The 15,576-nt window shown below is 61.7% G+C and carries 11 protein-coding genes and 1 pseudogene; 1 reads left to right on the top strand and 11 read right to left on the bottom strand.

All coding sequences use genetic code 11. The annotated features are described in order from the left end of the window. Positions 1 to 2: 2 nt before the first annotated feature. The 7 genes from WFJ47_RS06770 to gspG are packed head-to-tail and all read right to left on the bottom strand — an operon-like array spanning position 3 to position 5,685. Complete coding sequence (locus WFJ47_RS06770) at positions 3 to 590, bottom strand: prepilin-type N-terminal cleavage/methylation domain-containing protein (protein WP_336761822.1); 588 nt, start codon at positions 588 to 590, stop codon at positions 3 to 5. Further along, complete coding sequence (locus WFJ47_RS06765) at positions 587 to 982, bottom strand: prepilin-type N-terminal cleavage/methylation domain-containing protein (protein WP_336761820.1); 396 nt, start codon at positions 980 to 982, stop codon at positions 587 to 589. Before WFJ47_RS06765 ends, WFJ47_RS06770 begins: the two co-directional genes overlap by 4 nt. Next, positions 979 to 1,443: a prepilin-type N-terminal cleavage/methylation domain-containing protein gene (locus WFJ47_RS06760; protein ID WP_336761818.1), complete on the bottom strand. Its 465-nt coding sequence runs from the start codon at positions 1,441 to 1,443 to the stop codon at positions 979 to 981. Before WFJ47_RS06760 ends, WFJ47_RS06765 begins: the two co-directional genes overlap by 4 nt. Then, positions 1,433 to 2,671 carry a type II secretion system F family protein gene (locus WFJ47_RS06755; RefSeq protein ID WP_336761816.1) on the bottom strand — a complete coding sequence of 413 codons (1,239 nt, stop codon included), beginning with the start codon at positions 2,669 to 2,671 and terminating at the stop codon, positions 1,433 to 1,435. Before WFJ47_RS06755 ends, WFJ47_RS06760 begins: the two co-directional genes overlap by 11 nt. Before the next feature lie 8 nt (positions 2,672 to 2,679). After that, a complete protein-coding gene (locus WFJ47_RS06750; RefSeq protein ID WP_336761814.1) occupies positions 2,680 to 4,449 on the bottom strand; it encodes a GspE/PulE family protein in 1,770 nt (589 codons plus the stop codon). Next, complete coding sequence (locus WFJ47_RS06745; protein ID WP_336761812.1) at positions 4,442 to 5,230, bottom strand: prepilin peptidase; 789 nt, start codon at positions 5,228 to 5,230, stop codon at positions 4,442 to 4,444. The genes WFJ47_RS06750 and WFJ47_RS06745 overlap by 8 nt, the downstream gene beginning before the upstream one ends. An 8-nt stretch (positions 5,231 to 5,238) precedes the next feature. Next, positions 5,239 to 5,685, bottom strand: coding sequence for a type II secretion system major pseudopilin GspG (gspG, locus tag WFJ47_RS06740; protein ID WP_336762076.1), 447 nt, complete (start codon positions 5,683 to 5,685; stop codon positions 5,239 to 5,241). A 95-nt stretch (positions 5,686 to 5,780) separates the two neighbouring features. Here gspG and WFJ47_RS06735 point away from each other — a divergent pair, with 95 nt between their 5' ends. Beyond that, positions 5,781 to 6,194: a lytic transglycosylase domain-containing protein gene (locus WFJ47_RS06735; RefSeq protein ID WP_336761811.1), complete on the top strand. Its 414-nt coding sequence runs from the start codon at positions 5,781 to 5,783 to the stop codon at positions 6,192 to 6,194. Between the two features lie 5 nt (positions 6,195 to 6,199). Here the strand turns inward: WFJ47_RS06735 and WFJ47_RS06730 are convergent, their stop codons facing one another. The 4 genes and pseudogenes from WFJ47_RS06730 to WFJ47_RS06715 form a co-directional block, all read right to left on the bottom strand. Continuing rightward, positions 6,200 to 7,885: a glycoside hydrolase family 32 protein gene (locus tag WFJ47_RS06730; protein ID WP_336761810.1), complete on the bottom strand. Its 1,686-nt coding sequence runs from the start codon at positions 7,883 to 7,885 to the stop codon at positions 6,200 to 6,202. Between the two features lie 150 nt (positions 7,886 to 8,035). Continuing rightward, positions 8,036 to 9,637, bottom strand: a pseudogene (locus WFJ47_RS06725) (glycoside hydrolase family 68 protein); the annotation flags it as partial. 568 nt (positions 9,638 to 10,205) lie between these two features. Next, positions 10,206 to 11,120, bottom strand: coding sequence for a LysR family transcriptional regulator (locus WFJ47_RS06720; protein ID WP_336761809.1), 915 nt, complete (start codon positions 11,118 to 11,120; stop codon positions 10,206 to 10,208). Positions 11,121 to 11,462: 342 nt separating this feature from the next. Next, the gene (locus tag WFJ47_RS06715) at positions 11,463 to 15,575 is read right to left on the bottom strand and encodes a Hint domain-containing protein (protein WP_336761807.1); all 4,113 of its coding nucleotides are present in this window, start codon (positions 15,573 to 15,575) and stop codon (positions 11,463 to 11,465) included. Between the last annotated feature and the right edge of the window lies 1 nt (position 15,576).

The raw sequence follows: 15,576 nt of genomic DNA, 5'->3' as shown, positions 1-15,576 counted from the left end.
GGTCACGGGCGCGGATCCAGCAGCGGGGCAACGACGATATCGGGCCAGTGCCGTGGATCGCCGGGTGGAAAAACCAGTCGAAGCTTCACCAGAGCGGGCAATCTGCTGCCGTACCATGTCGTGTTCCAGTGTCCGTCCGAATAATAGCTGCAGTCGAGGCGCGCCACGCCGTCGAGCAGGAGGCGCGTCTGCGGGGGAGGGGCTGGCTCGATCACGTGCCTGTGAGGTGTCCAGATCAGCACAAGCCGGTGGTCTTCAGCAACAGAGAGTCGCAAATCTGCCCGGCTATCGGGGCGATCATCCAGCGCCCGTGGCGCGGGGCCACGCAGCACAAGACCATGGGCCTGCCCGACAAAGAGGGGACCGGCCTCCGTATTTCCCGGATCGGCATGCGCGAGGATCTGGCGCAACAGACGATCGAGTGACCCGAGATCGCCTTGCGCGGACAAGGCCATACGCTGACGTTCGAAAACCCGTGTCGCCGCGTCGAAGCCCTGATGCAGAACCGCAAGAAGCAGGGCGAAAACCGCGAGAGCGATCAGCATTTCAAGCAGGGTGAAGCCCTGCTCGGACGGGGGTCTCCGGCTCATGGCGTTTCAGCCTTGCCAAGACGCAGGCTGGTCAGCGTGACCGATCGTCGTCCTGAGGCGGTGAGCGGATCGGGCCAGGATTCCGTGACGGCAACATGATACAGCACCAGAGAGCCCGAGACTTCTCGCGGCGTCATTACGACATGCCAGGCAAAGCCGCTGCCATCCTCACCACTTTGGGCATAGCTGCCAGGTCGCATGCCATGGCCGATCGCCGCCATATGGGATTGTGCGCGTGAAAGCGCCTCATGTTCCGCATTGGCGCGATGGGTGGCCCCCACGCCATCCAGCATGCCCTCGTAAAGTACCCCCAGCGAGAAGGCGACGATGATGAAGGCGATCAGGACCTCGATCAGGGTGAAGCCGGATTCGGCATCGGCGGGCGCACTCATCCGCCATGCGCCTCTACCGCGCCGGTCAGCCAGTTTACCCCGATGGTCATGCGATAGGGGCCGCTGGAGAGCGCGATCACAGACCCCCTCGCGCTTCCATCGGGGTAGAACACGAAGCGGCTGGGCGTGAGAGGGCTTATGCTGCCGAGCTTCAGAGCGTGGGCCGCTTGTCCCGAGATCTGATAAAGGCCTGCCTGCGGTGCGACGACAAACGCGACCTCCTGACCGCGATAGAGTGCGGCGGCATGGGCCTCGCGCATGGCAGAGGCGATTTCGCGCGCGGCGTTGCGCAGATCGAGGCGTGCCGAACGCGGCGGCCCCCTGCCGATAAGCAGGGCGGTGACAAAACCCATGATCACAAGCACCACGAGCATTTCAAGCAGGGTGAATCCTCTCTCCCCGCGACTGGGGTCGCCCTGCGCCCCTGATTGGATCGGAAGAACGTCGCGCTTACTGGGCAAGGTCGTTCAGGCTCAGCATGGCGAGCAGGAGCGAGGAGACGATACCGGCTACCATCAGCCCCATCACGATGGTAATGGCGGGCACCAGCACGGCCACGAGACGCTGTATGGCCAGGCGCGCCTGATCTTCGTGGATATCGGCGGCGCGCAGGGCCATGGGGCCGAGCTGGGCCGTTTCCTCCCCTAGTTGCAGCAGATGCACGAGGCGACGCGGAAACAGGCGGGATTCTTCCAGAGGTCGCGCCAGGCGCCCGCCCGACTTGACGCTCTCGGACGCTGCCGCAAGGGCGTCGAGCGCTGCCAGATTGCCAAGAGAGTCGCGTACAATCGCCAAAGCGCCGAGCAGGGGGACGCCATTGGTCAGCAATGTTCCCAGAATGCGTGCCAGGCGTGCGGCCAGAATTTCTGCCAGAAGCGGCCCCAGGCCAGGCAAGCGAAGCATCACCCCGTCCACGGCGCGCCTCGGCGTGGGCAAAGCGAGGACGCGCCGGACGAGCACAACAGAGACCCCCACCGCCAGGAGCATGGCCCATCCATAATGGCCAATCAGGGCGCCCGACTGCACGAGCATCTGCGTCGAGCGCGGCAGGGCGACACCATTTTGAGCAAAGAGCGGCGTGAACTGGGGCAGGACTTTCGTGAGAAGCAGCGTCACGGAACCGATGGCCGTCAGGGTCAGGATCGCCGGATAGATCATCGCCGATTGCACCGTGGCGGCCAGGGCGCGCTCGCGTTCGAGCAGATCAGCCAGTCGCGCCATGGTTGGAGCCAGATCCCCCGTAGCTTCGGCTGCGCGAACCATGCCGAGATAGAGTTTCGGAAAACTGTCCGGATGAGCGCCCATGGCCTGATGCAAAGCGCGCCCATCCCGCACCTGATCCCGCACGGCCCCGAACAGCGCTGCGCTGCGCGTGCCGCCGCGCGTCGTCTGTGCTGTCTCGATCAGAAAGCGCAGGGCGCGATCGATATCCTGTCCCGCGCCGAGCATGACCGCGAGCTCGCGTGTGGCGGCAGCCAGTTCGTTGCGTTTGAGCCCGCGTCGCACGAGCGCGAGAGACGGGCCGGACAGGCCGCGCAACAGGCCGGGTCGGGCCGAGGGGCCAACGCGTATCGGGATATGACCGAGCCGGCGCAGAGCGGCTACGGCCTCGGCTTCGCTCGCCGCTTCGAGCGACCCCTTGATGAGCGCGCCTTGCGTATCGATGGCCTGATAGGCGTAGCGTGACACGAGGCCGCTCACAGCGTGGCGCGGACGCTGCGCGTCACGTCTTCGATCGTGGTTTCACCCGCCAGAGCCGCTCTGAGCCCTGCCGTGAAAAGCGGCACCATGCCCGCCTCGATCGCCGCGCGCTCGATGGCAAGGTGATCGGCACGCGCAAAGACGAGCTTCTCGATCGCCTCATCCGGCTCCAGCAATTCGGCGATGGCGAGCCGTCCCTGATATCCGGTCTGCCGACACTGATCGCATCCTGTCGCATGGTGCAGCACCACAGGCGCGTCACCCGCTAGAGCGCGCAGATCGAGGCGATCGATCAGGGATTGTGGCGGCGTGTAGGGTGTCTTGCAGGCCGGGCAGAGCCTGCGCACCAGGCGCTGCGCTAGCACACCGCGCAGCACGGCGGTCATGAGATAGTCTTCGACACCCATGTCGCGCAGGCGGATGATCGCGGCGGAGGCCGAATTCGTATGCAGAGTGGACAGGACCAGATGCCCTGTCAGCGCGGCCTGCACGGCGATCTGCGCCGTTTCGCCATCACGGATTTCACCGACCATGATCACATCGGGGTCCTGACGCAGAATGGCGCGCAGGAGGCTGGCAAAGCTCAGCCCGATCTGGGGGCGGACCTGCACCTGATTGATTCCGGTGAGCTGATATTCGATCGGGTCCTCGATCGTGACCAGCTTGCGCGTGACCGCGTTGAGATCTGTCAGACCGGTATAGAGCGTGGTGGTCTTGCCTGAGCCGGTGGGTCCCGTGACCAGCACAATACCATTGGGCAGATCGAGCAATCGACGCAACCGCGCTACCAGATCGGGCGCGAGCCCGAGTGTGGTGTAGTCGAAGCGCACGCTCGACCGGTCGAGAATACGCAGGACCAGTGTCTCGCCATGCAGGGACGGAATGGTCGAGACACGAAAATCGATCTCATGGCCGCGCACGGCCAGCTTGATGCGCCCATCCTGTGGCAGGCGCCGCTCGGCAATATCAAGGCGCGCCATGATCTTGATGCGCGAGAGAATGGCCGGGATCAGCTGGGGCGAGAGGGTCTCGACCTCATGCAGTACGCCGTCATGACGATAGCGGATACGCAGCCTGTCCTCGAAGGGCTCGATATGGATATCAGAGGCCCGTGTCTCGACCGCGCGACCGATGATCTGATTGACCAGCCGGATAACGGGGGCCTCAGAGGCCAGATCCTTCAGCCGTTCGGCATCTTCTTCCAGAGGGGCCTCTTCGCCCTCCTGTTCCTGTGAGGCCGTGCTTTCCTGCGGGTAGAGGCGTTCCAGCGCCGCCTCGAGCTCGACCGGCAAGGCGACGAGCGCCACGACCTCGCGCCCCGTTGCCGCCTGAATGGCATCGGGGGTGAATTGATCGAGGGGGTCTCGCATGGCGAGCTGCAGCGTCGTTGCATCTGCCGACAAAGGAACGACATGGGCATCGCGCAGGAAACGCGCATTCAGCAGATCGGGGAGAACGGGATCGGCCGGGTAGAGGGTCGGGCTGACGCGTTCGACGCCTAGAAGCTCCGCATAGCTCCGGGCCATCAGCGCCTCGGATACGAGGCCGAGCTGCAGGAGGATCTGATCCAGCCTGCCATGATTCTGTTCGGCGGCGCGCGTTGCGCGCTCGATGCCACGCCTGTCGCAACGCCCTGTCTCGATAAGCAAGCGCGCCAGTGCGTCGAGAAGGGGAGTTGCCGAGGGGCCCTCCACTGGACTATTCACCGGGGCAGTCACCGGGGCAGTCACCGGGGCATTCATCGGGGCCGTCGTGGGGTCAGCCAAAGGGCCAGCCGGCAGTCTGACAGAGCCACCCTCCCCAGAGCGCGAGAGCCAGACCGGGGCCGAAAGGAATTCTTTTCGAGGCGTTCAGGGATTGTCCTCTGACAAGGGCATTGAGCGCTGCTCCGGCCAAAGTTGCCAGCGCCGCAAAGAGTATGATTTCGGGCATGAGCATGGGGCCGAGCCACCCTCCTCCAGCGGCAAGCAGCTTGGCATCGCCTCCGCCCAGCCCGTCCCGGCCGCGCAGCCAGCGATAGAGCATGGCAATGGCGACGAAAATCAGCCAGGCGAGAAGCGCTGTCAGGGCATGGATGTGAAAAACCGCCTTGCCTTGCAACGCGGCGAGTATGAGGCCCACGGCCAGTAGGGGCTGGGTGAGGGTATCGGGCAGGGTCATGCTTCGGAAGTCGAGCGCCGCCAGCAGAAGCAGGATCCATCCGAATACACAGCCTTGAAGGACGGGTGACACAGGGGAGGCCACGAACCCGTGGGCGTGGACGGCCAGATCCGCACTTCCCGCCACCGCCAGGGCCCCGAGTTCGATGATGGGGTGGAATGGATCGATGGAGGCTGCGCATTGACGGCATTTGCCCTTTTGCAGGGCATAGCTCACCAGAGGCACCAATTCCCGCGCGCTCAACACCGCGTTGCAGACCGGGCAACGCGATCTTGTGAACCAGGGTGACCGGCCTTCAGGCAGGCGCCATGCCAGAACCCCCATGAAAGAGCCGATTACGGGCGACACGACCAGAAGCGAGGCGGAAACGGGCGGGAAATGGATCATGACCGGGCTCAGGGGTTGCAGATCATGGCAGCGCGATCGGTGGTGACGTTCCTGGCTCCGCCGGAGCAGAGATCGTAATCATGGCCAGGGCGCTCCGAAGGGGCACTATAGATATAGGGGTGATGCCAGGGGTCCTTGGGGTCTGTCCCATCCTTGAGATAGGGGCCGTTCCAGTTTTCCGCGCCTTGTGGCCGTTCGATCAGGGCATGCAGCCCCTCTTCCGTGCTGGGATACCCCCCCATGTCCAGCCGATAGAGATCGAGTACTTCGCCCAGACGCTGGATGGATTGATGGGCCACGGAATTACGCGCGCCTCCGAGCTGCCTGAGCGCGGCCGGGGCCACGAGCCCGATCAGGAGCCCGAGGATCGCGATGACCACCAGCAATTCGAGCAGGGTGAAGCCCGCTTCATCGACACTGTGTTCGAGGGGGCGCTCATGGTTCTGCTGGGGCATGGTTTTAGGCGTTCCGATCCCGGTTGATTGTGTTAGCGTATTGAAAAGGCGCATCAGAATCGATCCCGAAAAGAGATAAAGGAGGAAGGCGCATCATGGCAGTCGCCTATGCCAGCTGCATGATCTTCGTCGCGTCGCTTTATCATCTGCCGCCGCGCATCCTGCCCTCCATCCTTTCTGTCGAGCAGGGGCAGGTCGGGCTCATGCATCACAATACCAACGGCACGGATGATCTGGGGCTCATGCAGGTGAATACGCGCTGGGTTGAACCGATTGCCCGCTTCACCCATGTGGCGCCCGAGGTGGTCTATCGCAATCTTCTGTCCCGGCCCTGCTACAATATCAGCGCGGCGGGCGCGATCATGCGTCTCTATCTGAACGAGACGCATGGGGATCTGATGCGCGCCATCGGTAATTACCATTCCCATACTCTCGCCCTCAATCTTGCTTATCAGCAGCGCGTTCTCGGGTCGGCACGGCGCCTGTTCGAGCCTCCGCATCCCGGCTGACGTTCTCAGGGGGCCAGTTCCGCCACGCGTAACCGATCGATCGTGATCGCCGCCCTGTCTGCGGAAAGGCTGAGCCCCGTGCTGTGACTGTCAGGGAAAACCAGATCGGTCATGCGCACCTCACCTCCATTGGCGAAGACCTCGACCGAGCTGCGGTCGATCGCGACGTGCAGGGTCAGAACGCCCCGTTGCGGGGCGATGTGAGCGATGTGCACGGGACTGAAATCGGGAGAGAAATCTGTTCGGCCCGAATGACTGCGATCCAGCGTCAGAAGCTGATTTCCGAAATCATAGCGGAGCGTCGTGCCTTCATGCCCGTCATCGGAACGGCGCAGAATCAGCTTCGCTACGCCCTCTTTTTCGCTGCGCAGCATCAGGCTGATATCCTGTACCCTCTGCTTCATGCCGATCTGCATCGTTTCGCCCGGGGCGATAACGCGGCTCGGAAAGGCGCGTGGCGCGTGGGACTGGACGAGGCGCGCATAGTCCGGCACCGGCGCCTGCAGCAGGACGGGCTGTCCTGCGCGGGTTTCGAGGCTCAGACAGACTGGCAGGGACATCTGGCCGCGCCACGGGAAGCTTGGCAGGCGGTCGGCATAAGCCCAGTTGTTCATCCAGCTGACAAGACAGCGCGCGCCGTCTTTTGTATTGGCCAGGCGAATGGCCGCGTAGTTATCGGCGCCATGATCAAGCCAGTGATAGGCGGAGGGGTCTGCGCCTCGCGGTGGCAGGTCATCAGCCGTGAAATGCGTTCCGTCGAAATGGCCGATGAAATATTGAACGCCTGAGCCCCCGGCGATGCTCCACGGATTGACACTGACGATCATGATCCAGCGCATGTCGCGGGTCCGGCCGTCCAAAGGCAGGGGAATGAGCACCGGCATTTCCCACAACATACCCGGCTTGCGATAACCATTGGGCTGGAAGTCGCTCAGAAAATCCCAATGGATCAGATCTTTCGAGCGATAGAGTTTTACGACCTGCGCATCGGCGACGACCGTCGTCATGACCCAGTACTGGCCAGGTGCGTACCAGATCACGGATGGATCGCGGAACTGTTTCGAGTCCGGGTTAAGGGTAAGGACGGGATTGCGGTCATGAGGCTCGAAATGCCCGCCCTGATCGCGGCTGATCGCCAGGGATTGGGCCTGCGTTCCATCCGGGTGGTTCGGGTCGCGGTTGAAAACAGTGGTGTAGAGCGCGAGCAGCGCCGGTTTGCCGGGAGTGCCCAGTCCAGACCGGTTGCGCTGATCGAGTACGACCGAACCGGAGAAGATATCGCGACCGGGGGAGGCGGGCAGCGCCACCTTCTGCTCCTGCCAATGCAACAGGTCGCGGCTTGTGGCGTGCCCCCATGAGGTATGACCCCAGACCATCCCCGCCGGATTATACTGGTAATAAAGATGCCAGAGCCCGTTGAGCAGGATGGGACCGTTCGGATCATTCATCCAGTGCGCAGCCGGGCTGTAACGCAGGGCAGGGCGCCACTGTGCCGTCTCGGTTTGGGCGGCGGCAGGGGCGGCATGGGCGCCGGAGAAGGATCCGCTGCCAAGGCTGGGATAGAAGGAAGCACAGGCGAGAAGAAGCGAAGGAACGCGCCGCCTGAATCTTCGTGTCCTGGCAGAAGCTCGGATCGTATCGAGGAGGAGAAGAAAGCCGTTCACTCGGGGCTGCATCGTCACCTTCAGCATGGGCGTGGCGGTCTGATGTCATATGTCCCTGAGGGCCGCAATCCGGGCGGTTCAGGGCTCGTGTCCAGGGAACGCAAGCGGCCCGCCGGATAAGTCCGACGAACCGCTCTTGTCCCTGTGGTTGGTGTTGCCGCCGGCAACCAGCAAGGGTTACTGGCTGGTTTTCAGGAAGGACTGCATGCGGGCATTGGTATCAGCCCCGAATGCCGTTCTCTGGCTGATAAGATCCTGAATGAAACCAACGATGTTGATATCGGCGCGGTTCGCGGAGATATCGCCATAGCCGCCAAGTCCGTTATCCCCATAGCGCGTGTCCACGATGGAGGCATCGCCACGGATGCGGACTTTGACCGTTGGAGAGAGCGCGCCGCCACGACGCCCCTCGACCGTATCGATGAAGGATTCGACCAGGCCATCGGGCATCACGTAATGCGAGTAGGACTGGAAGGCGCGGGGGTTCTGGTTCGGGTTCGCGTCATAATCGGTGCCCGCTGCCTCATTCAGATCGGTCGGATTGCCGAGCATCAGACCACTGCCGTAATTCATGGGCTGGAAATCGCTGCGAATACCATTGCCCACGAAGCCATAGACACCATCAGGTCCATCGACACCCGCCGCATAAGTCGTACGATGGCTGATGGTGAAGATGTAGTACTTGCCGTCCTTGATATACATCTGGGGACGTTCGGTCTGGTCGTTCACGCAATTGGCCGAGATGAGAGGGGGCAGGAATTTCCATTTGGAAAGGGAGGAATCCTGCGCCACGGCGAGGCCGATCGCGGCCTTCTGGTAATAGGCGCCGCTATCGAGAACCTGCTGCACCGTTTCTGCATGCGGGTCATTGGCACGATAGCCGAGATCTTCAGCCGTGCAATTGGCCACACCGCGCTGACCGGCTGTATTGCCCTCGAACACCATGTAGTTCACGCCGGGATGCTGCGGATCCTCGAAGGTGAACGGGTCACGGAAGTTGTAATAGGGGTTCTGCGCGCCATTCTGATAAAGCACGCCATCGGGGCGCAGCAGCGGGGTATGCTTCGTGAAGCCCGTGAACCACACATGCGTGAAATCGGCATGGATCTGGCCAAGGCTCTGTGTGATCACTGCCTGGGAGGGTGTGATATCCTGACCTGAAGCGTCACGATTGAACGCCATATCTGTGTAGAACAGCGAGACCTGGTTGCTCGTCGGATCGAGCAGACGCATCGAGCCCGACCATTCTGCGGTGATCGTGTAGGTCGTGCCGGCGAAGACCTGCTCCTGTGCGCCTTCGGGGATCAGGTGACCGCCATAGATCCAGCCACCATTGACTGGACGCTGGCTCGCCGGGATACCTGCGCGACGATAGAAATAGCCGATGCGGGCATGGGTATGACGGTCGTCGAAGCCGTATCCGGCATTCTTGTCGGCGGTGAGACAGAAAATGACTTCCCAGCCATTATAGCTGAACTGATTGGCCTTCTTGTCGATGAGCGTCCACGTGTCCCAGACCCAGACATCGGGGTTGGTAGCCGGGAAATCCGCGGGAACATTCGGCATTACGAGCTGACCCGGCAGCGAGTTCTGGCCTGCTCCGACGGAGGTGTCCGAATGCGCCTTGATCTGCATGGCATCCGCACGCGTCCACTTTGCGGTGAAGCTGTCCTGAGGATCATAGGCCTGCTGGCTGTGAATCGTCGGGAGTGGGAAACCAGGCACGCCGTTGAGCGAACTCCCGGGGAAGATCCGTCCGCCATGGGGCATCATGCCCGGATGGGGCGATACGCGCAGGGATTCACGCAGTGCCTGCGGGCTGATCTGGGCGGACGCATTCTGTCAAGCAAAGGTTGCGACCACAGAACCGGCCAGCAACAGATTGAACACAGACTTTGTTCTGGATTTGTTCAGCATGTCACCCTCGATTGGTTAAGTCTCTCTGCCCAAGCGTTCTGCGACGTCGCAATCGAGGCAGGAATAATTTCCCACCGTGATTATGGGCCAAGGCCGATCATCGCTCGAGGACTTGATCACGAATCCGTTATGAGAGTCAATCGCACTTTAACGACAGTTTAATGGCAGAAAAGAGACGGCTTAAAGGCTCAAATTTGGCGCCATGAAACTACGATGGTATTTGGATGATATTATCTCTATTTACTTGGGGTAAGATAATATTTTTCATGAATATGAAGCGTATAAATTGTGACGATACGCCATCATTCCCGTTATAAAATGATACCCATCAAGATCTATGTAGGGATATGAACACCCCTCTCGGGAATTTTGCGAAGTGCGATGACAAAGGGAGGCGCTTTACCAGGGAAGTGCCGGGTTCCTCGATGCCTCAGGTCAATGGCGTTTCGACGCCATGGTCGATCGATTTCGCGAGCTTGATGAAGGCCCGGAGATAGGCGATGGCCTCATCATGTTCCCGATGGCCGAGGAAGATCTGCTTCGCAAGTCCATGTTCTCCGAGACGCACGGGATGAAGGGAAAACTGCTCTCGATGCTCCTCGACCAGCCAGCGCGGCAGCACGGCTACGCCGCGTCCATGAGCCACCATCAGCAGCATGATATCCGTGGTTTCGATCGGTCTGTGCGCTTGCGGCGTGATTCCGGCCGGGTGCAGGAACTGGGTGTAAATATCCAGACGCTCGATCGGTACGGGGTAGGTGATCAGAGTTTCGGATGCGATCTGTTCCGCAGAAACCCATTTCTGCCCACGCAGCGGGTGATCGGGCCCGACGACCAGTACCAGTTCGTAGTCGAATACAGGGGTGAAACGCAGCCCTTCCTCGTACAGGGGGTCCGGGGTGACGAGCAGATCGATATCATGCCCCAACAGCGCGCCCAGTCCGCCGAACTGGAATTTCTGACGCACATCCACATCGACATCGGGCCAGAGATCGAGATAGGGCGCCACCACTCGCAGGAGCCACTGATAGCAGGGATGGCACTCCATACCGATACGCAGCTTGCCACGTGCGCCAAGGGCGACCTGCCTGATACGCTCTTCAGCCAGAGTAAATTGCGGCAGAACGCGTCGGGCAAGCGTCAGGAGCGCCGTTCCCGCAGGTGTGAGGACCAGCTTTCTGCCTTCACGTCGCCAGATCTCCACCCCGAGCGCGCGCTCCAGCTTGCGAATGGCGTGACTCAGGGCGGGTTGGGTGAGGTTCAGCCGCGCGGCCGCCTTCGTGAGCGAACCCTCGCGCGCCACTTCATCAATGATCTTCAGGTGATCGCGATCAAGCCGGCTCATAAATGGTCCTGACATAAGAGATTTTCATGCTGAGCCATCAGGATATCAGCAATGTTCATGGAAGCAATCTCGTCATTGGCTGCATCCTGGACGCAGGGCGCAGTATGGCCGGGCGCAGTATGGCCGGGCGCAGTATGATTGAGAGCGCAAGAGGGTGGACGTCATCTCCGCCGGTCACGGTCGTGTGGGGAGCTTGTCGGATCACGCGGGCACCTGCATGCGAGATCGAGGATCGCAGGGGATGATCCATGAGGGGGATGGGCAGCTTGAGATAACCTTCCAATCGGTCCTGCAGACCTGTTCCCGCCCGGTAGGGTTGACCGGGCGGGTGACAGTCATGGATCAAGCCTGCGCGACTCTGATGCCCGGCGCGTCGGCAGCGATGATCGCATGATCGTCTGTGTCATCATCGAGCAGATAAGGCCCGCAAGCAGCAACCTCGATACTCAGGATTCCCATGCTATCCGGGTCACGCCTGCCGAGCGCGAGCTGTCCAGCACCTGTGGTCCAGCGCAAGGAGGATTCATCGGCCGCGTACCATCCCTCCTGCGGGAGAGACTGGAGATGGGATGAAATCTGCTTCTGGCTCGCGGCGTCGAACAGGGAGATTTCTCCGATCAGAAGTCCCAGCATGCGTCTGTCATCACAGAATGGACCGATCGTATCGCTCGGCCTTGATGCCCGCGAGCAAAGGGTCAGTCGCTCTACGCCCGCAGGTACTCGGAAGACATGTCGGCGTTCAATGACCCGCATTGCCTCGATCTTCTCGCCCGAAGGGGTGAGCAGATGAAATGCGGGGTCATCGGTCATGGGAGGCAGAGAGGTCGGCGGTTCACCGTCCCGGCCCAGGATCTGCCGATATATTGGCTCGACAAACGCCCGGGACGTCTCGAGCGGGGCGGCAGCGTCATGCGCCCAGCTTTTCGGACGGAAAACGTCGCCAACGCGGATGACATTTCCCTCCCGGCGGTAGGCAGCCTGGTGGAAACTCGCGCGATTGCCGGTGTCGAGATAGCTCTCTGTCAGCAGACCATTGGCCGAGATCACCGCGTGTTCTTCGGTCTCGATATGGAAATACTCGAACTCCGCGATGGAGGTGTCATAAAAGATCGTCCGCCCATTCACGAGCATCCGGACGGGTACGAAACAGCCATTGAGAAAGAGACAGTGCTCGGCCGTGATGAGCAGATCCTGATTGGGAACGTTTTCCGCAATGGCATCCTTGCGGATACGTACCGGATATCCTGCCATATCGGGCTTGCATTCGTGACTCACGCGATGATGGCGTGAGCCGATCCAGCTCAGCGGGGCCACACCCTGCACCCCGTCACGCCAGACATGCACCAGATCGCCAACACTCAGTGTCTCCACCGCTGCCGGGCCATTCGGGGTGCTGATCAGCGATCCGGCCAGGAAGCAGACGAGAAGCAGATATCCCGAACCGCTCGGCTCTTCGATGAAGGCGCCGCCTTGCCCGTTATAGTCGCTATTGGCCAGTGTGACCGTGGCGACGGCCTTGCCAGCGCTGAGGACGGTCAGCGTGTTGCCCACGACCGTAGTGCTGTAGGCGTCGTTGCCCGCCGTCAACTCGGGGAAATAGAGATAGCTGCCCGATTGGAGAGAGGCGTTCATGACGCGGGTGAGGGTTTCATTGGAGAGTGAGCCATCAACGACCAGCGTCCCGCCGGACTGGACCGTCACTCTGCTGAGGGTGGTGCCGCTCGCGACCGCACTGCCGCCCGCTGAAACGATGACATCGCCCAGAAGCTTCCCTGCCGAGGAGGCGATGGTCACATTTGTGGCGATCCCCCCGGAGGAGACATAGACATTCCCACCTGAGAGGGTGAGGTTGGAGAGTACGTTGCCGCCCTGCGGGCGCAGCATGGCGATCGCACTACCACCCTGGAGAACGGTAACGACTCCTCCCGGATTGGCGAGGCTGTTGATGATCGTGCCCCCGGCGCTGACATTGACGACACCGCCGCTATTGATGGCCCAGTCGACGGCCACGCCGCCATTGATATTGGCACTTCCGCTGGCATCGACCAGCGCGCCATACGCCGTCCCCCCATTGACGTTGAGTTCACCCTGCGCTCCGACATAGCTGCTCGTCGCAGACCCGCCCATGACAACCTGAATGCCGTAGCGACCGATCTGCGTCGCGTTGGCCATACCTCCGGCCAGAACATTCTCGACACCGCAAGTATTGGTATCTGAGCCGGTCAGGACCGTTTTCGAGGTTGTGCCTCCTGCTGCAACATTCAGGATCGCGGCTTTGCCTGACACCGTGGCATTCTGGATGACACTCCCCGAACTGGTGAAGACCGTCACACTGGTCGTGATCGCGATGTTCGAGGTCACGTTGCCCGAGCCGACGAGGCTGGCACTCGCTCCCTGAAGGAAGGTGACATTTGCCAGATCAGTCGAATGGGTGGTCGAGAGTGTCGCCCCCGCGCTGAAGGTTGCGCTCGCACCGGGGGCGACAGTGATGTCGGTTACTGTGCCGCCCTTGGAGACATAGAGGGCACCCGCATTACCGCCAGACGTGCCACTGATCGTTACATTGGAGGCAGCCCCCCCGTTGAGGATAACGGCTGACCCTCCGTGATCCAGCGTGAGGCCTGATGCGATACCCCCATTGCTGACGGTCTCCACCCCGCCATTACGCACGATCGTGCCGATCGACTTGCCCCCGGCCAGCAGGATTTCCTGACCATAGCTGTCAATGATATTGCCGTTGGCAACGGCGCCGCCAGAGAGGGTGATGGTTCCGATGCCATCGGGTTGCAGAAAGCCTCCGGCGGAGCCAGTAGCCGTGACTCCCGAGAGAATGCCTCCCGATCCGGCAGTGATCGAAGCCGCCAATCCGGATACGACGCCACCCGACATCAGACCGCCTGCGGCAATCGTGACATTGGCGCTGGTCGTGACCGTCGTATTGAGCGCGGTCCCGCCCGAAGACAGGGTCTGGACGCCGCCTGAAGAGACCACCGTATCGCGCGCAACACCTGGACCGGTCACTTCCTGCCTGCCACCGGCAAGAAGCGTCATCGATTGCGTAATACCGCTATTGGTAATGACGGTGCCGCTGCCACGGGCGCTGGCAAAGGCGCCAGTATCGACGATGGGGTTGTAGGCGGCGCCTCCGCTGATACCCAATGTGCCCCCTGCCTGTACATGGGCCGCATCGAGCGTCCCTCCGGTCTGCTGGATCGTGCCGCCCGAAAGGATCGTTGCAGATGTGGTAATCCCGCCCGCAAGGGAAAACCTGCCCCCATTGCCGATGACCGGCAGAACGGCAGAGGCCCCCGCGGCCACGATTGCGGATCCGTTGGCGATCAGGGTCGTAGCCGAGGCGATGCCCCCGGACGACACCATCATCAGGCCGCCATTCTGAATGCGATCCTCAATGGTCGTGCCTCCGGCGCGGACATTGATCTGCCCATAGCCATTGACGATGTTGTCTCTCGCGACAGCACCATTGGACACGTTGAGCGTCCCGACACCGACAGGTGTCAGGCCGAAGGCGGAGGTTCCGCTCAGGGTCAACCCTACGGCGCTACCGCCCGATTGAAGCGTGACGACGGCATTCATTCCGGAGACGAGGCCACCCGAAACCACGCCATTCAGGCTGACCGTTACTGTTGCGCTCGAATTGACTGTGTTCCCAAGCGCGGTCCCGCCAGAAAGAACAGCCTGGGCGCCGCCTGAAAAGAGCACCGTGTTGAGTGCCACGGCCGCATTCGTAATCTGAGCCGAGCCGCCGGCTGCAAGAGCGACACCCTGTATTGCAATGCCGTCCGCTATGAGGGTGCCGGAGCCTGTCACGCTCGTGGTCGCACCGGAAGCGACGTTCGGGTTGTAGTTTGTGCCGCCCGTGATGTTCAACGCGCCCAGGGTCTCGATCCTGGCTCCGCTGACGAGGCCACCCGACTGGTTCAGTGCGCCGCCTGCATGGATGGTATCATCCAGGCTTGTGGCGCCCGTCTCCACGTTGAGCGTTCCAGTGATCTGGTTTTCCCGGCTCGCGCCGCCCGAGCCGATCGCGGCGCTGGCATTCGCCATGATTTCGGTCTGAGCGAGCGTGCCGCCCGTGGTGACCACTGCCGTGCCGCCTGACAGGATGGTATTGCCGGTAGCCAGTCCGGCATTCGCGACGAGGAGCGATCCTCCTGACGCTATGGTGACATTGAGGCTCGTCCCGGCAGAAGTGACCTCGGTCGAACCCGAGGCGATTGTCGCCATGCCTCCCGGAGCGACCTGAGTGTTGACGGCGGTGCCGCCCGAATAGACAGGAATAACGAGATTGACGCCCCAGGCGCCATTGACGGACAGGGTTCCGGCGCTTGCGATCTGGGTGTTCGACACGGCGCCACCCGATACACGGATGACATCGCCGGCCCCGGCCGAGAGATTGCTGGAGCTCTTGCCGAACCCCACGGTTGTACTGGTCATG

The organism is Asaia sp. VD9 (assembly GCF_037150015.1).
Lineage (GTDB): Bacteria > Pseudomonadota > Alphaproteobacteria > Acetobacterales > Acetobacteraceae > Asaia.
Note: the sequence above shows the minus strand (reverse complement) of the source record. Positions and strands in the feature narration are given on the sequence as shown.